The sequence below is a fragment of the Saccharopolyspora sp. CA-218241 genome, assembly GCF_050954615.1.
In the GTDB taxonomy this organism is placed as follows: domain Bacteria; phylum Actinomycetota; class Actinomycetes; order Mycobacteriales; family Pseudonocardiaceae; genus Saccharopolyspora; species Saccharopolyspora cebuensis.
Map to the genome: position 1 here is coordinate 659576 of NZ_CP191860.1, position 20129 is coordinate 679704.

The 20129-nt window shown below is 74.8% G+C and carries 24 protein-coding genes; 12 read left to right on the plus strand and 12 right to left on the minus strand.

Translation table 11 applies throughout. The features are described from left to right. Window positions 1-2 precede the first annotated feature (2 nt). From ACQP0T_RS03350 to ACQP0T_RS03365, 4 genes are read left to right on the plus strand one after another with little or no spacing between them, the layout of a single operon-like run. The gene (locus tag ACQP0T_RS03350) at window positions 3-1772 is read left to right on the plus strand and encodes a proton-conducting transporter transmembrane domain-containing protein (protein WP_433871242.1); all 1770 of its coding nucleotides are present in this window, start codon (window positions 3-5) and stop codon (window positions 1770-1772) included. Further along, complete coding sequence (locus ACQP0T_RS03355; RefSeq protein WP_433871243.1) at window positions 1766-2491, plus strand: proton-conducting transporter transmembrane domain-containing protein; 726 nt, start codon at window positions 1766-1768, stop codon at window positions 2489-2491. The genes ACQP0T_RS03350 and ACQP0T_RS03355 overlap by 7 nt, the downstream gene beginning before the upstream one ends. Next, window positions 2410-3222 (plus strand): complex I subunit 4 family protein, encoded by an 813-nt coding sequence (locus ACQP0T_RS03360; protein ID WP_433871244.1) that lies wholly within the window; start codon window positions 2410-2412, stop codon window positions 3220-3222. Before ACQP0T_RS03355 ends, ACQP0T_RS03360 begins: the two co-directional genes overlap by 82 nt. After that, window positions 3219-4595 carry an NADH-quinone oxidoreductase subunit N gene (locus ACQP0T_RS03365; RefSeq protein WP_433871245.1) on the plus strand — a complete coding sequence of 459 codons (1377 nt, stop codon included), beginning with the start codon at window positions 3219-3221 and terminating at the stop codon, window positions 4593-4595. Before ACQP0T_RS03360 ends, ACQP0T_RS03365 begins: the two co-directional genes overlap by 4 nt. 76 nt (window positions 4596-4671) lie before the next feature. Here ACQP0T_RS03365 and ACQP0T_RS03370 read toward each other — a convergent pair whose 3' ends face one another. Further along, window positions 4672-5877, minus strand: coding sequence for a DUF418 domain-containing protein (locus ACQP0T_RS03370; protein WP_433871246.1), 1206 nt, complete (start codon window positions 5875-5877; stop codon window positions 4672-4674). A gap of 82 nt (window positions 5878-5959) precedes the next feature. Then, window positions 5960-6466 carry a hypothetical protein gene (locus tag ACQP0T_RS03375; protein WP_433871247.1) on the minus strand — a complete coding sequence of 169 codons (507 nt, stop codon included), beginning with the start codon at window positions 6464-6466 and terminating at the stop codon, window positions 5960-5962. 111 nt (window positions 6467-6577) lie between these two features. Between ACQP0T_RS03375 and ACQP0T_RS03380 the strand changes: the two genes are divergently transcribed. The 3 genes from ACQP0T_RS03380 (at window position 6578) to ACQP0T_RS03390 (ending at window position 9744) form a co-directional block, all read left to right on the plus strand. Further along, the gene (locus ACQP0T_RS03380; RefSeq protein ID WP_433871248.1) at window positions 6578-7669 is read left to right on the plus strand and encodes an FAD-dependent oxidoreductase; all 1092 of its coding nucleotides are present in this window, start codon (window positions 6578-6580) and stop codon (window positions 7667-7669) included. Between the two features lie 87 nt (window positions 7670-7756). Next, window positions 7757-9127, plus strand: a complete 1371-nt coding sequence (locus ACQP0T_RS03385) for a PepSY-associated TM helix domain-containing protein (protein ID WP_433871249.1) — start codon at window positions 7757-7759, stop codon at window positions 9125-9127. Continuing rightward, on the plus strand, window positions 9124-9744 hold the full coding sequence (locus ACQP0T_RS03390; protein WP_433871250.1) for a DUF5134 domain-containing protein: 621 nt from the start codon (window positions 9124-9126) through the stop codon (window positions 9742-9744). Before ACQP0T_RS03385 ends, ACQP0T_RS03390 begins: the two co-directional genes overlap by 4 nt. A gap of 37 nt (window positions 9745-9781) precedes the next feature. Here ACQP0T_RS03390 and ACQP0T_RS03395 read toward each other — a convergent pair whose 3' ends face one another. Next, entirely contained in the window at window positions 9782-10501 is a 720-nt protein-coding gene (locus ACQP0T_RS03395) for a zf-HC2 domain-containing protein (protein WP_433871251.1), read from the minus strand. A gap of 62 nt (window positions 10502-10563) precedes the next feature. Between ACQP0T_RS03395 and ACQP0T_RS03400 the strand changes: the two genes are divergently transcribed. Then, window positions 10564-11124: a sigma-70 family RNA polymerase sigma factor gene (locus tag ACQP0T_RS03400; RefSeq protein WP_345367236.1), complete on the plus strand. Its 561-nt coding sequence runs from the start codon at window positions 10564-10566 to the stop codon at window positions 11122-11124. 46 nt (window positions 11125-11170) lie between these two features. On the opposite strand, the gene ACQP0T_RS03405 is transcribed toward ACQP0T_RS03400, so the two are convergent. Then, window positions 11171-11347: a hypothetical protein gene (locus ACQP0T_RS03405; protein WP_433871252.1), complete on the minus strand. Its 177-nt coding sequence runs from the start codon at window positions 11345-11347 to the stop codon at window positions 11171-11173. Between ACQP0T_RS03405 and ACQP0T_RS03410 the strand changes: the two genes are divergently transcribed. Next, the gene (locus tag ACQP0T_RS03410; protein WP_433871253.1) at window positions 11346-11498 is read left to right on the plus strand and encodes a hypothetical protein; all 153 of its coding nucleotides are present in this window, start codon (window positions 11346-11348) and stop codon (window positions 11496-11498) included. The two genes, ACQP0T_RS03405 and ACQP0T_RS03410, sit on opposite strands and share 2 nt — an antisense overlap. Before the next feature lie 36 nt (window positions 11499-11534). Here the strand turns inward: ACQP0T_RS03410 and ACQP0T_RS03415 are convergent, their stop codons facing one another. Continuing rightward, on the minus strand, window positions 11535-11885 hold the full coding sequence (locus tag ACQP0T_RS03415) for a hypothetical protein (protein WP_433871254.1): 351 nt from the start codon (window positions 11883-11885) through the stop codon (window positions 11535-11537). A 191-nt stretch (window positions 11886-12076) separates the two neighbouring features. Between ACQP0T_RS03415 and ACQP0T_RS03420 the strand changes: the two genes are divergently transcribed. Further along, on the plus strand, window positions 12077-12940 hold the full coding sequence (locus ACQP0T_RS03420) for an SAM-dependent methyltransferase (RefSeq protein ID WP_433871255.1): 864 nt from the start codon (window positions 12077-12079) through the stop codon (window positions 12938-12940). Window positions 12941-12953: 13 nt separating this feature from the next. Then, entirely contained in the window at window positions 12954-13133 is a 180-nt protein-coding gene (locus tag ACQP0T_RS03425; RefSeq protein ID WP_433871256.1) for a hypothetical protein, read from the plus strand. A gap of 5 nt (window positions 13134-13138) precedes the next feature. Here the strand turns inward: ACQP0T_RS03425 and ACQP0T_RS03430 are convergent, their stop codons facing one another. Beyond that, entirely contained in the window at window positions 13139-13327 is a 189-nt protein-coding gene (locus ACQP0T_RS03430) for a hypothetical protein (RefSeq protein WP_433871257.1), read from the minus strand. A gap of 29 nt (window positions 13328-13356) precedes the next feature. Between ACQP0T_RS03430 and ACQP0T_RS03435 the strand changes: the two genes are divergently transcribed. After that, window positions 13357-14094 (plus strand): alpha/beta hydrolase, encoded by a 738-nt coding sequence (locus tag ACQP0T_RS03435; RefSeq protein WP_433871258.1) that lies wholly within the window; start codon window positions 13357-13359, stop codon window positions 14092-14094. 15 nt (window positions 14095-14109) lie between these two features. Here ACQP0T_RS03435 and ACQP0T_RS03440 read toward each other — a convergent pair whose 3' ends face one another. From ACQP0T_RS03440 to fabF, 6 genes are all read right to left on the minus strand, one after another. Further along, window positions 14110-14883 carry a YoaK family protein gene (locus tag ACQP0T_RS03440; RefSeq protein ID WP_433871259.1) on the minus strand — a complete coding sequence of 258 codons (774 nt, stop codon included), beginning with the start codon at window positions 14881-14883 and terminating at the stop codon, window positions 14110-14112. A gap of 408 nt (window positions 14884-15291) precedes the next feature. Further along, window positions 15292-16011, minus strand: coding sequence for a serine aminopeptidase domain-containing protein (locus ACQP0T_RS03445; RefSeq protein WP_433871260.1), 720 nt, complete (start codon window positions 16009-16011; stop codon window positions 15292-15294). 107 nt (window positions 16012-16118) lie between these two features. Then, window positions 16119-17249: a 50S ribosomal protein L11 methyltransferase gene (locus tag ACQP0T_RS03450; RefSeq protein ID WP_433871261.1), complete on the minus strand. Its 1131-nt coding sequence runs from the start codon at window positions 17247-17249 to the stop codon at window positions 16119-16121. 43 nt (window positions 17250-17292) lie between these two features. After that, complete coding sequence (fabI, locus tag ACQP0T_RS03455; RefSeq protein WP_433871262.1) at window positions 17293-18057, minus strand: enoyl-ACP reductase FabI; 765 nt, start codon at window positions 18055-18057, stop codon at window positions 17293-17295. Window positions 18058-18075: 18 nt separating this feature from the next. Continuing rightward, the gene (gene fabG, locus ACQP0T_RS03460; protein WP_433871263.1) at window positions 18076-18780 is read right to left on the minus strand and encodes a 3-oxoacyl-ACP reductase FabG; all 705 of its coding nucleotides are present in this window, start codon (window positions 18778-18780) and stop codon (window positions 18076-18078) included. Then, window positions 18777-20042, minus strand: a complete 1266-nt coding sequence (gene fabF, locus ACQP0T_RS03465; RefSeq protein WP_433871264.1) for a beta-ketoacyl-ACP synthase II — start codon at window positions 20040-20042, stop codon at window positions 18777-18779. The genes fabG and fabF overlap by 4 nt, the downstream gene beginning before the upstream one ends. Window positions 20043-20129: the final 87 nt, after the last annotated feature.

A 20129-nucleotide genomic window follows, 5' to 3' on the forward strand; every position in this document is an offset into this window, starting at 1 on the left:
TCGTGCACGCCTGGCTGTGGTCGTTGGTCGCGCTGCCCGTCGTGGTGGGCGCGGGGCTGGCGCTGGCCGGGCGCCGGGCGGACCGCGCGGCGCCGGGCGTCGGCGTCGGGACCGCGGGTGCGGTGCTGGTCCTCGCGGTGGCGGCGGCGCTGCTGCGGCCCGCGGCGCGGTTGCCGCTGCTGGCCGGGATCGACGCCGGGGTGGCGGTCGGCGGGATCGAGGCCCTGCTGGTCGTGACGACCGCCGCGGTCACCCTCGCGGTGCTCGTCCCCACCGCCGGGGGAGCGCGGTTCACCGGGCTGGTGCTGCTGTTCAGCGGGGCCATGCTGCTCACCACGACCGCCACCGGACTCGCCCCGCTGCTGGTCGGCTGGGAGGTGATGGGCGCGGCGAGCTGGGCGCTGATCGGTTTCTGGTGGCGCGAACCGGACCGGGTGGACTCGGCAGGGGTGGCGTTCCTGACCACCCGCGCCGCCGACCTCGGGCTGTACGTGGCGGCCGGGGCGGCGCTGGCGGGCGCGGGCTCGCTGGCGCTGGTGGACCTGGCCGCCCTGCCGCGGCCGTGGCTCGACGTCGTCGCCGCCGGGATCGTGGTCGCCGCGCTGGGCAAGTCCGCGCAGCTCCCGCTGCACTTCTGGCTGTCCCGCGCGATGGCCGGTCCGAGCCCGGTGTCGGCGCTGCTGCACTCGGCGACGATGGTGGCGGCCGGGGCCTTCCTGCTGCTGCGGCTGCACCCGCTGCTCGCCGCGACCGGCTGGGCCGCGCCGCTGGTCGCGTGGGCCGGGGCGCTGACGGCGGTGGCGCTCGGGCTGGTCGCGCTGGCGCAGACCGACCTCAAGCAGCTGCTGGCCGCCTCGACCTCGGCGCAACTGGGTTTCGTGGTGCTGGCCGCCGGAGTCGGCGGCGCGGGCGGCGGGATCGCGCACCTGGTGGCGCACGCGGCGACGAAGTCCGCGCTGTTCCTGGCCGCCGGGGCGTGGCTCGGCGCGGTCGGCGCCGGATCGCTGGCGGCGCTGCGCGGGGCGGCGCGGCGGTTCCCCGCGCTCGGCGCGGTGTTCGTGCTGGCCGCCGCGGTGCTGGCCGGGATGCCGCCGCTGTCGCTGTGGCTGACCAAGGACGCGGTGCTGGCCGCCGCGCTGGTCCGCGACCCCGCGCTCTACGCGGTGGGCGTGGTCGCCGGGGTGCTGCCCGCCGCCTACAGCGCCAAGGCGGTCCGGTGCCTGGTCGGCGGCGACCGGGACGAGGAGCCCGCCGAGGCCGCGCCGCGCGTCGGCCTGGTGGTGCTCGCGCTGCTCAGCGGAGCCGCCGCCGTGCTCGGAATCGCGCTGCTGCCGGTGGTCGACGTGGTGCCCGCCGGTTGGGAGCTGGCGCTGACCGGCTGCCTCGCGCTGGTCGCCGCCGGGGCGGCGTGGTGGTGGCCGTCGCGCCGGAGCCCCCGGGTGCTGCGGGACTGGCTGGACGTCGAGCGGGGCGTCCGGGCGGTGCTGGTCCGGCCGGTGCTGCGGGCGTCCGACCGGCTGGCCGCCGCCGATGACGCGCTGGGCCGGGCGGTGCTGGCGGCACCCGCCGGGGTCCTGCGGTGGGCGCGCGGCCCGGTGCGGCGCGCCGAGGCGGCGCTGGACGGCGCGGTCGACGCGGTGGCGCGGTCGACGGGGCGGCTCGGCCGGTACGCCCGCCGCCCGCAGACCGGTCAGCTCCACCAGTACTACGCCCAGGCCGCCGTCGGATTCGCCGTGCTCGCCGGGCTTGTCGTGGTGGTGGCCTGGTGCTGAGCTGGATCGTGTTCGTCCCGGTGCTCGGCGCCGCGCTGCTGGCCGCGGTGCCGGAATCGGCCGGGCGCGGGATCTTCCGCTGGGGCTGGGTCGGCATCACGGCCCTGGACTTGCTGCTGGTGGTGATCGCCTGGCTCGGCTACGACGGCGGCCTGGCCTACGAGCAGCACCTGCGGTGGATCCCCAGCGCGGGCGTCGGCTACCACGTCGGGGTGGACGGGCTGTCGCTGCCGCTGGTGGCGATGACCGCGGTGCTGTTCCTGGCCTGCGCGGTGCACTCGCTGCGCCGGACCCACCGGGTGAAGGCGTTCGCGATGCTGTTCCTGCTCCTGGAGACGGTGAGCCTCGGGCTGTTCACCGCGCTGGACCTGATCCTGTTCTTCGTCTACTTCGACCTGTCCATCGCGGTGATGTACTTCGTCATCGCCGGGTGGGGGCGCGGCGCGGCGAAGCGCTCGGCGCTGACCTTCTTCCTCTACACCTTCATCGGCTCGCTGGCGCTGCTGCTGGGCTTCATCGGGCTGGCGCTGTCGGCCCGGCCGCGCACCTTCGACGTGCTGGAGCTGGCCGCCTCGCCGACGGCCGGGGCTGGGCGTTGCTGGCGGTGTGCCTCGGGCTGGCGATCAAGACGCCGACCGTGCCGTTCCACACCTGGCTGCCGCCCGCGCACACCGACGCGCCCGCGGCGGGCTCGGCGATCCTGGCCGGGGTGCTGCTGAAGATGGGCACCTACGGCTTCGTGCGGATCGCGATGCCGCTGCTGCCGGCGGCGTGGCGGGACTGGGCCTGGCTGGTGGTCGTCGTCGGCGTCGTCTCGGTGCTGCACGGCGCGCTGGTCGCCTTGGCGCAGACCGACTTCAAGCGGATGGTCGCCTACACCTCGGTGAACCACATGGGTTACGTGGTGCTCGCCGTCGGGGCCGCCGGGCTGGCCACCGACGCGGGTCCGGCGTCGCTGGCGGTGACCGGCGCGGTCACCCAGATGGTCAGCCACGGGCTGATCACGGCCGCGCTGTTCCTGCTCGCCGGGGTGCTGCACGACCGCTGCGGGAGCTACCGGATGCGCGACTTCGGCGGGCTGGCCGGTCCGGCCCCGGTGTTCGCGGCGGCGACCGGGCTCGCCGCCTTCGCCGGGCTCGGGCTGCCCGGCTTCTCCGGGTTCATCGCCGAGTTCCAGATCTTCACCGGCAGCTTCGCCTCGGCACCGGTGGCCACGGTGCTCGCGCTGCTGGGCATCCTGATCACCGCCGGGTTGTTCCTGCGCGCGCTGCACCAGGTGCTCACCGGACCGCTGCGGGCACCGGCGCCGTTCACCGACCTCCGACCGGTGGAGACGGCCTCGATCGTGCCGTTGCTGGTGCTGGTGGTGCTCCTCGGCGTGCTGCCCCGACCGCTGCTCGACGTCATCGAACCCGCCGCGGCGGCGCTGACCGGGCTGGTGGTCCGGTGAACGAGAACCCCGCCGCGCTGGTCCCGGAGCTCGCGCTGCTCGCCGGAGCGGTGTGCGGGCTGCTGCTCGGTTCGTGGACGCCGCGCCGCGCGCAGTGGCGGGTGCGGGTGCTGGCCGCGGTGGCCTGCGCGGTCGGCCTGGTGGCGAGCGGGATCGGGCTGGCCGGACCGGACCAGGTGGTGTTCGACGGGGCGTTCGCGGTGGACACCGGCACCGGCGTCGGGCGCGTCGTCGTGCTCGCCTCAACCCTGCTGGTGCTGGGCATGACGACCGGCGGCGGACCGCGCGAGACCGAGTTCTGCGCGCTGGTGCAGCTCGCCGCGCTCGGCGCGCTGGTGCTGGCCGGGACGACCGATCTGCTGCTGCTGGTGGCCGGATACCTGCTCGCGTCGATCCCGCTGTACGCGCTGGCGGGCCTGGACCGGGACGGGCCGGGGACCGAGGCGGCGCTGAAGTACTACCTGATGGGCGCGCTGCTCGGGGTGGTCCTGCTGGTCGGCGTCACCGCGCTGTTCGCGGCCGGGCGCGGCACCGGCTACCCGGAGCTGGCCGCCGCGCTGCCCACCGCCTCGCCCGCGCTGGTCGGGGTCGGCCTGATCGCGGTGCTGGCCGGGGTGCTGTTCAAGGTGGGCGCGGTGCCCGCGCACTTCTGGGTGCCCGACGTGGCGCAGGGCTCCGGGGTCGCGGTGGCCGCGTTCGCCACCACGGTGCCCAAGATCGGCGGCGTGCTCGCGCTGCACCGGCTGGGCGCCGAGGTGATCACGACGACCGCCGTGGACTGGGCGCTGCTGCTCGCCGTGCTCGCCACCGCGTCGATGACGCTGGGCAACCTGGCCGCGTTCTTCCAGGACGACCCGAAGCGGCTGCTGGCGTACTCGACGATCAGCCAGGTCGGCTACCTGCTGGTGGCGGTGGCCGTCGCCGGCCGCACCGAGCTCGCCGGACCCGCCGTGCTGTTCTACCTGGCCGCCTACGCGGTGACCAACCTCGGCGCGTTCGCGGTCGTGGCCCGCGTTCCCGAGCGGACCTCGCTCGCGGCGTACCGGGGGCTGGCGCGGCGGCGACCGCTGCTGGTCGGGGTGCTGGTGGTGTGCCTGCTCGGGCTCGTCGGCACCCCGCCCACCGGCGTGTTCCTCGGCAAGCTGGAGGTGTTCACCGCCGCCCTCGACGGGGGGCTGGCCTGGCTCGCGGTGGTCGCGGTGCTCAACACGGCGGTCAGCCTCTTCTACTACCTGCGCTGGATCCTGCCCGCGTTCCTCCCGACCACCGGCGACGAGCCCGCCCCCGGCCCCGGGTTCGTCGCCTGCGCGGCCGGAGCCCTGTCGCTGGTCCTCGGCCTCGGCGGCGGACTCGTCCTCCCGCTGCTCGGCTGAGGACCGCACGCGGAGAACGCAGCGAAAACCACACCCGGGTGTAGTTCTCGCTGCGTTCGCGCGATTCAGCCGTCGCTCAGGCCGGGCGTCGGCGGGCGGGCAGGGCGGAGAGGTGGTGCAGCAGCCACTCGAGGGGGCCGCGTCCGAGCAGCAGGCGCCACGCCAGGGTGAGCACCATCGTCGCGGCGCAGAGGATCAGCCACGGGGCGTAGGGCTGTTCCATCATCATCCGCCCCAGGTTGTCCGGGCCGACCGCCTTCAGGGCGAGGAGGTGACCGACGTAGGCGGTCAGGGCCATCGCCCCGACCGACGCGACGGGGGCGAGCACCACGCGGAGCCGCTCGGCCAGCAGGCAGAGCCCGATGACGGCGAGCGCGACCCCGGTCCCGCCGATGATCTCGAACGGGGTTCCGCTGTGCGCGCCCGCGGTGAGCAGCAGCACCGGGTCCATCGTGGGCACGGTCCCGTAGTTCGACGACAGCACCATCGGCAGCAGCTCCGGCGGCATGATCCCGGCGTAGACCGCCGCGATCCGCTCGTAGCCGCCGAAGACGTGCATGATCAGCCACGAACCGCCGTAGCCGACGAGCCCCAGCGCCGTTCCGACCAGCACCAGCCGACCGCGCACGGCCCGCAGGTCCAGCCTGCCCAGGGCCATCCCGACCAGCAGGAACGGGATCCAGGTCAGCACCGGGTACGCGCCGGTGAGCAGCACCGATTCGGCCGCCTTGGCCAGCCCGTCCAGCGAGGTGAAGTCGGCGAAGCGCGGGGTGTAGCCGATCACGTCCGGCGTCGGCAGGGCGCTGCGGAGCGCGAACGAGGCCAGCGGCGCCCCGACCGCGAACACCGCGGCCAGCACCGCGAGCGCGGTGGTCCGCAGCCGCAGCAGCGGGATCGAGAGCAGGAACAGCACGCCGTAGGAGGTCAGGATGACCATCGCGGGCACCTGCATGGTCGTCAGCGCCAGGCCGAGGACGAACAGGACCACCGCGCGCACCGCGATCCGCACCGGCGCCGAGAGCCGTTGGGAGCCCGGCCGCGCGCCGCCGCTGAGCAGCGCGATCGACACGCCCGCCAGCACGGCGAACAGGATCGCCGAGCGCCCGGACACGAGTTCGTACAGCACGTTGCCCGGGAGCGGGACGGTGGAGTGCGCGGCGAACATCCCCAGCACGGCCAGCCCGCGCGCGACGTCCAGGCCGACCAGCCTCGCGGTCCCCGAGGAGGCCGGTGGGGCGACCGGTGGGGCGGCGGGTCCCGCCGCAGCGGTAGTCGAAATCATGCCTCCGATGCTCGCCGCCGCGGGCCGCGGGCGAATCAGCGGAAGGGCCGACCGGACGTACTACTTCCGGCCAATTCCGCGCTCACCGCTCGCTGCCCTCCACGACCGCGGGGACGATCCGGTAGCCGCACCGGAAGACCAGGTTGTGCAGGTCGGCCGCGGCGATGGCGCGCAGCACCGGCAGCTCCTCGGCGGCCTGCTCGTCGGTGAAGACGTTCAGCGGCCAGTCGCCGACCGTGGCGCCGCGCAGGTGCGGGTGGTGGAACGCGGCGCCGTAGTGGGCGTGCAGCCGGATCGGATCGACGCCCGCGTCGCGCTGCTCCGGCCAGGTCAGCTCCCAGCGCGCCTCCAGGCCGCCGTCCTCGTCGCGCCGCACCCCGGTCGTGCTGATCAGGCCGGTGTCCAGCAGCAGCGCCGTGTTGATCTCGATGAGCGCGGCGCGGGCGTAGCCGTCGAGCAGCCCGGCGCTGCTCTCGAAGAGCCGCTCCTTGGCCGCGCGGTCGCGCTCGTGCGGGGCCGGGGCGTGGCCGTGCGTGCCGTCGCGCAGGTCGGCGAAGTGCCGCAGCAGTGCGGTGGTGGTGCCGGTCATCGGTGCCTCCTCGGGGTCGGCTCCACCCCGGGTACCCCGGCGATCGCCGTCCGATGGCGGACGTCGGCGGAAAGCGTGCGTTCGGGGGACGGGCCCTGGGAGGATCAGCGGGTGGATCGGATCGTCGTCATCGGTGCGGGGATCGCGGGTACGGCGGCGGCGCTGGCCCTGCGGCAGGCGGGTTTCGGCGTCGAGGTGCACGAGGCGCACCCGTCCGGCGGGGCCGATCCGGGGGCGTTCCTCACCCTCGCCGACACCGGGATGCTGGCGCTGCGGCAGCTCGGCGTGGACCGGGTCGGCGGCTTCCCGCTCACCGCGATGCGGGTCGTGGACGCCACCGGCGCGGAGGTGGCCGCCGCACCGCTGCGCGACTACCGCTGCCTGCGCCGGGCTGAGCTGTGCGCGGCGCTGCGCGAGGAGGCCGAGCGGCGCGGCATCGAGGTCCGCACCGGCAGCCGGTGCACGGGCGTCGACGGCGCGGTGGCCCGGTTCGCGGACGGGCGGGTGGTGCGCGGTGACCTGCTGATCGCCGCGGACGGCGTCAACTCGGCGCTGCGCGCGGTGATCGACCCCGCCGCGCGGAAGCGGTACGCGGGGCAGCGGGTGTACTACGGCTACACCGACCGGATCGCGCCGCCGCACGAGCCGGGCCGGATCGAGATGCTGCGGGGCGGCCGAACCGCGTTCGGCTACGCCGTGTCCCCGTCCGGGGTGGTGCACTGGTTCGCCCGGCTCCCGGTGCCCGCCGCGTCCCCGGACGCCGACCTGCTCGCCGCGCTGCGCCCGGACGCCACCCCGGCCGCGCGGATCGTCGAGGCCACCGACGAGGTGCTGTCCACCGACGCCCACGACCTCGCCGGCTCGTCCCGGTGGCGGCTCGGCCGGGGCCTGCTCGTCGGCGACGCCGCGCACGCCGCCGCCCCGGCCACCGGCAAAGGCGCCTCGATGGCCCTGGAGGACGCGGTCGTGCTGGCCAAAGCGCTGCGCGACGCCCCCGATCCGGACACCGCGCTGGACCGCTACGAACGGCACCGCCGTCCCCGGGTCGAGCGCAACGTGCTGGCCAGCGCCCGGATGAGCGCCGGTCCGCACGCCGAACGCCCGGCGGAGGTGGCGCGGCTCGCCGAGCGCTGCGCCGGGTTCCCGGAGGTCGACGACGCCGCCCTCGCCGGGTCGCTGTCCTGGCCCGACCGGCTGGATTGATCGATCCGGGTGTGATCGCCCCGACGCCGGGAACTTCCGCGCCCGTCCGGCCGACTCCTGTGGTGGACGACAGCGAGGAGGACCGGCATGGCCGTCGAGGATCCGGTGGACCTGCGAGCGGAGCAGGAGGACGTCCGGCGACGCGGGTCGACGTGGTCGGCACTGCGCCCCCTGGTGCTGCGGCTGCACTTCTACGCGGGCGTGTTCATCGCGCCGTTCCTGGTGATCGCCGCGCTGTCCGGGATGCTCTACGTGTTCACCCCGCAGCTCGACGAGGTGGTCTACGACCACGAGCTGCACGTGGCGGCCGCCACCGAACCCGCCCGGCCGCTGGACGAGCAGATCGCGGCGGCGCGGGCGGCGCGACCGGGCGACGAGCTGATGGCGGTGCGCCCGGCGCCCACCGCCACCGACACCACCCAGGTGATCTTCGAGGCGCCGGACCTGCCCGCGAGCTACCGGCGGACCGCGTTCGTCGACCCCTACACCGCCGATGTGCGCGGCGTGCTGGAGACCTACGGCAGCGGGCAGGCGCTGCCGATCCGCGCGTGGGTCGACAACCTGCACCGCGGACTGCACCTCGGTGACGCCGGGCGGCTCTACAGCGAGCTCGCCGCGAGCTGGATGTGGGTGGTGGCCCTCGGCGGGATCGCGCTGTGGATCGGGCGGCGCCGCCGGAACCGGCGCTCGCTGGTGCTGCCCGAGCCCCGCGCTTCCGGACGGCGGCGGCTGCTGTCCTGGCACGGCGCCACCGGGCTGTGGATCTCGATCGGGCTGCTGTTCCTGTCCGCCACCGGTCTGACCTGGTCGCAGCACGCCGGGGGCAACGTCACCGAGCTGCGCTCGGCGCTGTCCTGGGAGACGCCGGTGGTGTCCACCGAGCTGAGCGGTCCGGCGCGGCAGGGCGACGTGGGCTACGACCGGGTGCTGGCCGCCGCGCACGCCCGCGACGTGACCGGCGCCGTCGAGATCGTCCCGCCCGCGGGGCCCGGCCAGGCCTACGGCGTCCAGCAGACCGGCCGGTCCTGGCCGTCGCAGCAGGACGCCGTGGCCGTCGATCCGGCCTCCGGCGCGGTCGTCGACGTGCAGCGCTTCGCCGACTACCCGCTCGCCGCGAAGCTGGCCCGCTGGGGCATCGACGCGCACATGGGGCTGCTGTTCGGGTTGCCGAACCAGCTCGTGCTCGTGGTGCTGATGGGCGGGCTGCTGACGCTGATCGCCACCGGCTACCGGATGTGGTGGTCGCGTCCGGGTTCCCGCGCGTTCGGCCGACCGCCGGAGCGCGGCGCGTGGCGGCGGGTGCCCGGTCGGGTGCTGGCCCCGATCGTCGTGGTGGTGGCGCTCGTCGGCTACTTCCTGCCGATGATGGGGCTGTCGCTGCTGGCTTTCCTGCTGCTGGACCTGTTGCTGGGCTGGCGCGCGCGTCGGCGCGCGGGGATCGAGGAGGTTGCCCGATGATGGCGTCACCGCTGCTGCAATGGGCGCTCACCGCGCTGTTCGCCGGGACGGCCGCGTGGTCGGTCGCCCGGCTCGTCGCGGCGCGCATCGGACCGGCGGAGCGGATCAGCGCGCTGTGCCACCTCGGGATGGGCGCGGCGATGCTGGCGATGGTGTGGGTGCACCTCCCGGTGCTCCCGCAGGTCGTCGCGTTCGCGATCGCCGCGCTGTGGTTCGCGGTGCGGGCGCTGGTCGGCCCGCGGTGGCGCGACGAGTTCCAGCACCCGCGGATCGCCCACCTGCACCACGCCGCGACGATGGGCGCGATGGTGTGGATGGCGGCCACCATGCCGGTCCTGATGCGCGCGAGCTCCGGCGGCGGACACCACCACCACGCCGCCGGCACCCAGGTGGCGCTCGCGCCGGAGGCCGCCGCCGTGCCCGCGGCGATCACGGCAGTGACCGCGGTGCTCGCGGGCTACTTCGTGCTGTCGTGCCTGCCGTGGTTGTCCACGGCGTTCGACCTGGGCCGGACCCTCCCGGCACCGACCGGCCCGGCCGGACGCCGCGCGCTCGATCACGCCTGCCACGGCGCCATGAGCTTCGGCATGGGAGCGGCCTTCCTCGGCCTCCTGTGACCGCCCCTCACCTGGTCAAGACCACCCGGACGTGGGGTCAGGCGGCGCGGTGGCCTTGGTGGCCGGTTCGGCGGTGGGGTGCGCGGTGCGGTGACGGGTGGGCCGGGTTCGGGAGGTCCGGGTCGGTGAGGTCGGGCGTGTCGCGGTGGGTGTCGCGGTCGTCGGCGGTGCTCGGGGTCGGGTGCGGATCGCGGCCCAGCCGCCGGTGCACCACGATCAGCAGGCCCACGCCGATGGCCACCAGGACGTGCGAGAACACCCGTCCGGCGGTGACGTGACCGCCGAGCAGGTCCGCGGCCGAGACCGCGCCGATGATCAAGGTGAACCCGGCGAACGCGGGGAGCTGGCCGCCCGCGGCGCGCGGGCGCAGCGCCGCCCACAGCAGCCCGATGCCGATCGCGAGGTTCCACGCGGCGCTCTCGTTGCTCAGGTGCGTGCTGTGCGCGCCGTGCACACCTGCCGCGCCGAGGAGCTGGGCGATGCCCAACCCGCTCTGCGCCACCGCGACCACCCCGAGCGCCCCGCGCAGCAGGTGCCCGCGCTTCGGCCGCGCGGCGGCGGTGATGCGCTCGGTGAGGTCGGGCACCGGTGGTGCCTCGCGCACCAGCATCCCCCGGCGCAACCCGGTGATGCGCTCGTCCCACGCCCGGCAGTCCGGGCAGCGGAGCAGGTGGCGGTCCAGCGCCTCGTCGGGCACGGGGCCGGTTTCGCCGTCCAGCCGTGCCGAGAGCGCCTCGCGGAAGGTTGAGCAGTCCACGACTAGATGGTCGCCCGAATGCCGGAAACAGTTCCACGCGACATCGGCTACCGTGCGGCTTCGTGGAACGGGGTGGCTTCGCGGAACGGGACGACGCGCGGATCACCGAGCTGGCGCTAGCCGCCGCGCGCGGCGATCGGCGGGCGCTCGACGCCTGGGTCCGCTCGACCCAGGCCGACGTCTGGCGGTTCACCGCGCACCTGACCGACCTCGCCGCCGCCGACGACCTCACCCAGGACACCTACCTGCGGGCGGTCCGCTCGCTGCCCCGGTTCGCCGGGCGGTCGTCCTCGCGCACCTGGCTGCTGTCGATCGCCCGCCGCGTCGTCGCCGACCACCTGCGGCGCGCCCCGGCCCGCGCGGCGCGCGCCGACGACGTGGAGCTCGCCGGACCGGGTTTCGAGGGCGTGGTGGACCTGCACCTGCTGCTCGACGGGCTCGCCGAGGACCGCCGCGAAGCCCTGGTGCTGACCCAGGTCCTCGGCTACACCTACGCCGAGGCCGCCGAGGTCTGCGGCTGCCCGATCGGCACCGTGCGCTCCCGCGTCGCGCGCGCCCGCGAAGCGCTGATCGCCGCCTGCGACGACCGCGAACCCGGCCTCCGGCGCGGTCCGGCGCTGTAGGTCCGCTGCGCTCCGACGGGCGGGCCCGCGCCGTCGACGACCACGGCTACCACGCCACCTCGCCCGGCCGGGCCCGCTGCTCGGCGACGGGTGAGCGCTCCTCCGCTCGGGTGGGGATGAACGGGTCCCAGCCTCGGCCGACCCGCCCCGACCGGGTGAGGGCGCTGGTCCGCTGACGTCCTGGCTGGTGGGCTCGGGGGACGTGGACGAGGGAGGACGGCATGGGCGGCACGATCGCCACCTGGGCGGCGCTGGTCGCCGCGGGCGGGGCCAGCGCGCTCACCGCGGGCGACTGCCTCCCGCCCGAACCGGAGCGGGTGGAACCGCGGGCACCGGCGGAGGAATCGGCCGTCGCGGAGGACCTCACCCGGTAGCCGGGTCCCGCGCGCGACGGCGGGCGGAGCTTCCCGCTACAGCAGGGCGGTCACGACGCCGAGCACGATGCCGACGACCAGCAGCGCCACCCCGAGGGGGAGCGGGCCGCGGCGGCCGGGCGTTGCCGGGAGCGGCGTCGGCGTGCCGTACCCGCCGTGGTGCGGGCCGGACGGTTCCGGCAGGTGCGACGGGTCCGGCACCCACTCGGTGCGGTCGGGCACGACCAGGCCGGGCCCGCTGCCCTCGACCGGCGGCGGGGGCACCGGAGGCGCCTGCGGTGCGGCGCGTCGGCGGTCGCGCCGCAGGCCGTAGCCGGTCAGCACGAGCCCCGCGAGGGCGAACGCGGCGGAGAACACCGACCCCAACTTGTCCAGCACGTCCAGCACGAGGGCACAACCTATCGTCGTGCGCGCCTCGGGCGGAACCTCGGCGGACGGGGACATCCCTCCGCCTCCCGGATTCTCGCGGCGGTCCCGAGTGCCGTCGCGCCAGCACCGCGAGGTGAACGGACTGCACCACCTCGCGAGCCGGGAACACGCCTGGGACCTGCGGTGGCGCGGTGCTACCGTCGCGGGTGGTGATCTTCGCTCGGTCGGGGGTGGACGGGATGGTCGTCGGCGGGACTGCGGGCGGGGACGGGTTGCGCTCGCTCGACCTGCGCACGGACGAGGCGCATTCGGCGCGGATCTACGACGCCGTCCTCGGCGGCAAGGACAACTACGCCGTCGACCGCGAGGCCGCCGCCGCGATGCTGCGGGAATGGCCCGCGCTGCCGGTGCACATGCGCGCCAACCGCGACTTCATGCACCGCGCGGCCCGCTACCTGGCCGAGGAGGCCGGGATCCGGCAGTTCCTGGACGTCGGGACCGGCATCCCCACCAGCCCGAACCTCCACGAGGTCGCGCAGGCGGTCGCTCCCGAGTCCCGCGTGGTCTACGTCGACAACGACCCGATCGTGCTCGCGCACTCCCGCGCCCTGATGGCCGGGACACCGGAGGGCAGCACCGCCTACGTCGAGGCGGACATGCGCGATCCGCGCGCCATCCTCGACGCCCCGGGCTTCCGCGACACCCTCGACCCGGCCGAGCCGATCGCGCTGTGCGTGATCGCCATCGTGCACTTCATGCTCGACGAGGACGACGCCGTCGGGCTCGTGCGGCAGCTGCTCGACCCGCTGCCCGCCGGCAGCTACCTGGCCATGTCCATCGGCACCGCCGACTGCGCCCCGGACGAGATCGGCCGGGTCGCCCGCGAGTACGCGGCGCGCGGGATGCCGATGCGGCTGCGCGACCCCGAGGAGTCGCTGGCCTTCTTCGAGGGCCTCGACCTGGTGGAACCCGGCTTGGTCCAGGTGCACCACTGGCACCCCGACCCGGCTGAGATCGGCACCATCGACGACGCCGACGTCGGGATGTACGGCGCGCTGGCCCGCAAGCCGTAGCCGGGGCGGGACGATGGCAGGTGGCAGGCCGCGGCGGCGATACCTCGGGCTCGCCATCGTCTACACCGCGGCAGCAGTGCTGTTCCCGCTCGCCGCGCTGTGGCAGGCCGACCCCGTGATGGCGGCGGTGTGGTTCCTGCTGTGGGGCAGCATCGGGTGGGTGTGGTGGCGGCGCTACGCCCGGGCGCGGTGACTCGGTCAGCGCCGGAGCGCCGTGGCCACCCCGGCCAGGGCGAGGGCGCCGACCACGCCGAGCGCGATCGCGTAGGCCGGGTGCATCGCCAGTATCGTCGGCCCACCGGTCGCGGCGATCGCCGCGACCACGAGCAGCACGACCAACGACACCGAGGGCAGGAACCACCTGCCCCGCGCACCCACCTCGGCCATCGGCCCAGACTAGACATCCCGGAGCAGCCGTGCCCGCACCGTCCCGCCGATGGCCGAGCCGCCTGCTGATCGCGGTGCTCGCGCTGGTGGTGTGCGCGGCGCTGCTCTACGCCTACCCGCGCGGCGCCGAGCCCTCCGCCCTGGCGGCGATGCGCTCGGACGCCGAGGTGGCCGTGCACGACCGCGCCACCAGCATCGAGCTCCGCCCGCGCGGGCCGGTGCGGGGCACCGGCCTGGTGTTCCACCCCGGCGCCAAGGTCGACTCCCGCGCGTACGTGCCGCTGCTGCGCCCCGTCGCCGAGGCCGGATACCCGGTCGTCGTGCGCAAAGCGCCGTTCGGCATGGCGATCCTCCAGCCGCAGCAGGGCGCGGCGGCGATCAGCCGCGGCCCCGACCGCTGGGTCGCGGGCGGGCACTCCCTGGGCGGACCGACCGCCGCCCGCCTGGCCACCGCGCACCCCGAGCGGGTGCGCGGCCTGCTGCTGTGGGCGTCCTACCCGGACATCGACCTGCGCGGCGCGGACCTCGCCGCCACCTCGGTCTACGGCACCCGCGACGGGCTCTCCGCGGTCCCCGACGTCCTCGGTGCGCCGCTGCCCCCGACCACCGAATTCGTCGCCGTCCCGGGCGCGATCCACGCCCACTTCGGCGACTACGGCCCACAACCCGGTGACGGCCGTCCCGCCACCAGCAGGCGGCGAGCGCAGGAGCGGATCATCGCCGCCACCCTCCACCACCTCCACCGGGTCGACACCGCGGGCCGGTGACGCGGCGCGCGGGCGTCACCTCTTCCTGCGCTGCGCGGGCACGAAGGGCGCCTTCCGCGGGCGTGCCCACCACCAGTGCGCGGCGGGGTAGCCGACGGCGAGCGCGCACGCCAGCGCGGCGCAGACGACCAGCGGCACCACCAGGCCGTGCACGGCGACGAGGAACCCGCCGATCAGCGCACCGCCGAAGATGGCGGCGACGACGCCGATCCGGCGGCGCAGCCGGGGATTGCGGCGACCGGCGAGGAACGAGTCCGAGGCGAGGTCGGCCAGCGTCAGCGTGACCAGCGTCGTGGTCATGTCCGGGATCGCCATCTTGCGGACGGTGGCGTTGCGGAAGCCCATCGCGACGGCGATCAGCACGATGAGGGTGATGGTCTTCGGCGTCGACGTCGTGGGAGCGCCGCGCACCGCCACGACCGCGGCGGCGACCAGCAGCGCGGCCTCGATCACCAGCGCCGTGTTGATCCACCGGTAGCGGAAGCGGGCGATCATCGTGTGCAGGCGGCCGGCCAGCACGGCCCCGGCGAGGAACGCCGCGAGCGCCACCGCGGCAGCGCCGATGGCGAACCCGGTGGCCGGGCCGAGGGAGATGCCGAGCACGATGAGGTTGCCGGTCATCTTGCCGAGGAAGAGCTGCCCGAGCCCCAGGTAGCTCACCGCGTCGATGATGCCGCTGAGCAACGTCAGTCCCATGAGGACGGTGGGCAGGCCCCGGTCGGGCGCTCGTCGCGCCGGTCCGGCGGGTGGTCCGGTGCCGATGTCGTCCGCCGTGCTCGTGGTGTTCACCAGGACTCCTTCGCACGATCAACGCGGGGGTGGCGGTGGCCCGTCGGCGTTGGCGAGCGCGGGGGTGAATGACCGGTCGGCGCGGGCGAAGATCGGGTGCGGACCGACCGGGCTTCGGCGAATTCACGATTCCTGTCGCTGCTCCGGGCACGACGCTACCAGGGCGGACGGCGCCGTTCGGCCTCGCGCGATGTGACGTCCGCGTGCCGCTTCTGGAGCAGTCAGCGGCCGTTTTCACCGCGACGACCCGCATTCGTCATCCGCGGTCCGAACACCATTCGCCGCGCTGGGTACCGGCGCCCAGCGGTGCAACGCGGCGGTGAACGCACCCCGGCTCGATGTTCACCCGATCGAGTGCGGCGTTTGAATCCGGGGCTGCCGCCGATCGGTCCGGACGTTCCGTGCCGGTCACCTGGTCAGCGCGTCCGCGGCCCAGCGCATCGCGCGGTCGACCGCGGCGCGGGCGGCGGGGTCGTGCCCGTGCCCTTCGAAACCGTGGGCGGCGTCGGGGAGCTCGATGACCTCCAGTGCGGCGTCGGCGTCGCGGGCTCGCGCCACGAACGCGTCCTGGGTGCGGGCGAGCCACTCGATCTCGTCACCGACGCGGACGAGGAGCTTGGGCAGGCCGGGGTGCGCCGACACCGCCGCGACGGCGTCGAAGCGGGCGACGTCGCCGGGCAAGTCCGGCGGTGGGGCGAGCACGGGGTAGGTCAGGGCGATGCCGCGGAGCCAGGGCGGCGGTTCCGGCAGCCACGACGCGGCGAGCGCGCCGCCCAGGGAGAAGAACCACAGGAGGACGCGGTCGCCGTCGACCACCTCCAGCGCGCGGGTCCGCTCGACCACGGCGGCGACGTCGGCCGCCGCGTGCGGGAAGTGCCCGCCGGAGTGGAGGCGGTGGTCGAAGGTGACGCCGACCAGCCCGGACGCCGCCGCCAGAGCTCCGTAGCCGCGGAAGACGTCCCAGTCCCGCGGCCGGGGGTCGGTGTCCTCCGCCATGCCGTGCACGAAGATCACGGCAGGACGCCGGTCCGTCGACGCCCCGGTGAAGTGGACGTCCAGGAGGTCGTCGCGGACCCGCTGGACGGGCTCGACGTCGTGGAAGAACGGCACTGCGCCCGACTCGGTCATGCCCGCCATCCGACCAGAACGGCGGCGACGGGACCAGCGGTTCGGCCGGATCGGACCGCGCCGTCCGGCCCGGACGGCGCGGTCTCCGGACTCCGCGAGCGCCGCGTTCAGCCCGCCGGGAACAGGTCGCGGTAGAAGGTGGTGCCCCGGAAGGCCTCGGGGTGGTGCGGCGAGTCCCACGCCAGCTCCACCGGGTCGCCGCCCGCCGCCCGGTGCAGCGTGCCGGTGAACGCGTAGTCCGGGTGCACCTCGTCGTCGCTCAACGACCGGGTGAACTCGTAGTCGATCCGGTCGCCCGGCACGACCTCGATCCCGTCCGGGGAGAGCGGGGCGTAGATCGGCAGCCAGCTGGTCTCCTGGCGGACGGTATCGATCGGGGCGACCCCGGGCGCGGTCCACAGCCGGACGCCGAGGGCCAGGCCGGTCAGCGTGCCCGCCCTGGTCACCCGGAGCGTCCCGCGGTCGGGCTCGCCGGTGCCCGGCTCCCCGTTGAACTCCAGGGCCTCCACCTCGTCCTCGTCGGTGAGCGCGACCTTCCCGACGTCGCCGTGCAGGCACATCCGGAGGTCGAAGGGACGCCCGTACGCCCGGAAGATCTGCTCCACGTAGGGGACCGTCACGTCGACCACGGCGGGCGTGTCGTCCAGGAACCGGCCCCGGACGTCGACTGCGGCGACCGTGGTCACGCACCGGTGCGGGACGGAGCGGCCGTCGGGCTTGAGGAAGCGGTCCCGGGCGTCGGCCAGCACCGCTTCGGTGCCCTCCGAGCCGCCGATGCACCCGATGATCTCGGAGATGCACAGGTCCACCCGCTCCGGGAGCTCGACCTCGGTGGAAAGCCCGTCCAGCACCGTGATCCGGTCCGACAGCCCCGCCTGCGCGATGGTCTCCCGGGCCAGCTCGGCGTAGGCGGGCAGCGCCTCGATCGCGTACACGTGCTCGGCGCCGGCCCGGACCGCCGCGACGGACCACAGCGCGTGCTTGCCGGTGCCGATCTCGACCGCGGTGCGGCCGGGAGCGAGCCGGTCGATGGCTTCCGCGTAGGCGGTGTTGCGCACCTCGTCGGCGGCCATCGCGTCGTACATAGGGTCGTCGTAGACGGGGTATTCGCCCACGGAGGGGAACAACGCGTAATCGACGCTGAAGTTCCAGTGGTCGGGTTCCAGGACCGCCGCCGCGTTGATCCGCACGGCGGCGCCGTCCGGCGCGGTGATCGGCGTCGACTGCACTTCGGTCACGGTCTTTCCCATCCTCGGTCGTTCGTCGTGTCGGTTCGGGGCTTCAGCGGCCGATGGCGTGGAAGCCGCCGTCGGCGGGCACCACGGCCCCGGTGGTCGTCGGCAGCCAGTCGGACAGCAGCGCGCAGATCGTCTTGCCGACCGGGCCCGGGTCGCCGCTGTCCCAGCCCAGCGGCGCCCGCCGCCAGGCGTCCTCGAGGTCGTCCGGGCCGGGGATGGAGCGGGCGGCGACGGTGCGCAGCGGTCCGGCCGCGACCAGGTTGACGCGGATCCCCTCGGGGCCGAGTTCGCGTGCCAGGTAGCGCGTGGTGGATTCCAGCGCGGCCTTCGCCACGCCCATCCAGTTGTAGCCCGGCCAGGCCACCCGCGCGTCGAAGTCCACGCCGACGATCGAGCTGCCCGGACGCAGCAGCGGGCGGCAGGCGACGGCCAGCGAGGACAGCGAGTACGCCGAGACCTCCAGCGCGGTCGCCACGTCCCGCCACGGTGCGGCCGTGAAGTCCGCGCCCAGGCAGGACTCGGGCGCGAAGGCGACCGAGTGCAGCACCCCGTCGAGCCGGTCGACGTGCTGGTGGAGCTGTTCCGCGAGCCCGTCGAGCAGGTCCCCGTCGGTCACGTCCAGTTCGATCACCGGCGGCGGATCGGGCAGCCGGTTCGCGATGCGCCGGACCAGGCCGAGCCGGCCGTAGCCGGTCAGCACGACGCGCGCGCCCTGTTCCTGGGCGGTCCTCGCCGCGTGGAAGGCGATCGAGGACTCGGTGAGCACTCCGGTGACGAGGACTCGTTTTCCGGCCAGCAATCCGGCCATGTGGTGCACCTCTTCCGATCAGTTGCCCATGCCGGCACCGCCGTCGACCGGGATCAGCGCCCCGGTGACGTATCCGGCCCGTTCCGAGGCCAGCCAGCCGACGAGGGCGGCGACCTCGGTCGGATCGCCGAATCGCCCCAGCGGGATTCCGTCGAGGACTGCCCGCTTGCGCTCCGCGGGGAGGGCAGCGGACATGTCGGTGTCGATCAGTCCCGGTGCCACCACGTTGGCCGTGATGCCGCGCGGACCGAGCTCGCGGGCCAGGGACCGGGCCATGCCGAGCAGCCCCGCCTTGCTCGCGGCGTAGTTGGCCTGGCCCACCTCGCCGCGGAACCCGACCACCGACGACACGAAGATCAGCCTGCCGCGGCGTCGGCGCAGCATGGTGCGCACGCCGCGCTTGGCGACCCGGTAGGCGCCGGTCAGGTTGGTGTCGAGGACCCGGGTGAACCGCTGCTCGTCCATGCGCAGCAGCAGCCGGTCGTCGGTGATGCCCGCGTTGGCCACCACCGAGGTGATCGGGCCGAGCTCGGCCTCCGCCCGGTCGAACGCGGCGTCGACCTGCTCGGAGTCGGTGACGTCGCAGCGCACGCCGAGCAGTCCGCTCGGGACGTCCGAGCCGCGGTGGGTGACCGCGACCTCTTCGCCGGCCGCGCGCAGCTCCCGCGCGATCGCCAGGCCGATCCCCCGGTTGCCACCGGTCACGAGCGCCGCCACGGTCACCGCTCCCAGGCGCCGAGCACGACCACCGCGTTGTGCCCGCCGAAGCCGAAGGAGTTGCTCATCGCCACGCGCACGTCGTGGGTCTGCGGTTCACCGGGCACGAAGTTGAACTCCGGGTCCAGCGGCCGGTGGCAGTTGATCGTCGGCGGGACGATGCCGGTGCGGATGGTCCGCACCGCGGTGATGGCCTCCACGGCCCCCGCCGCGCCGATCATGTGCCCGGTCATCGACTTGATCGAGCAGACCGGGATGCGGGTGGCGCGCTCGCCGAGCACCTCGCGCAGCGAGGCGACCTCGGAGGCGTCGTTGAGCTTGGTGCCGGTGCCGTGGGCGTTGACGTGGTCCACCTGCTCCGGCCGGATCCCGGCGTCGGCGAGCGCGGCCCGCATCGCCCGCTTGGCGCCGAGGCCCTCGGGTTGCGGTGCCGTCCAGTGGTAGGCGTCCGATGAGCAGCCGTACCCGAGCACCTCGGCCAGGACGGTGGCCCCGCGCTGCTCGGCCCGCTCGGCGTCCTCCAGGACCAGCACGCCGGCCCCGGCGCTCATCACGAACCCGTCCCGGTCCTCGTCGAACGGTCGGGACGCTTCCTCCGGTGCGTCGACCCGGCGGGACAAGGCCCGCGCGTTGCCGCTGCCCGCGAGGTCGACCCGGGTGACGCAGTTGTCCGCGCCGCCGACGACGACGGCGTCGGCCATGCCGAACTGGATCCAGCGGGCGGCCTCGCCCAACGCGTCCGTCCCGGTCGCGCAGGCGCTGCTGATCGCCCGGCTCGGGCCGCGCGCGGTCAGCGCCATGCTGATCTCACCGGCGGCGCTGTCGATCGCGCCGGTGATCGGGGCGAAGGGGCTGATCGCCCGCGGGCCCTTCCGGCGGATCGTCACGGAGAACTCGTCGATCGAGTTGACCGCGCCGTAGCCGCTGCCGATGAGCACGCCTACCCGGTCGGCGTTGCTCTCGTCGATCGTCAGCTTCGCCGACTGCTGCGCCTGCAGTGCCGCCGCCATGGCGTACTGGGCGTAGCTGTCCATCCGCCGCGCGACGCTGCGCGGCAGGTAGGGGGCGGGGTCGAAGTCCTTGATCTGCCCGGCGATCGAGGTGGGCAGGTCGTCGGTGTCGAACGTGCTGATCTGGGCCACCCCGCTGCGTCCCGCGAGGAAGGCGTCCCAGGTGGCGTCGAAGGTCAGGCCCACCGGGGTGACGGCGCCGACCCCGGTGACGACCACTCGTCGGCGCAGTTTCCTGAGTTGTTCGGACAGCATCATCGCTCCTTGTCGGTCTCGGGCCGCGGCCACGGCTCGGCGGTGCCGGCATCCCCTCCGGCCGCAGGGCCGCGTCGTCCAGGGACACCG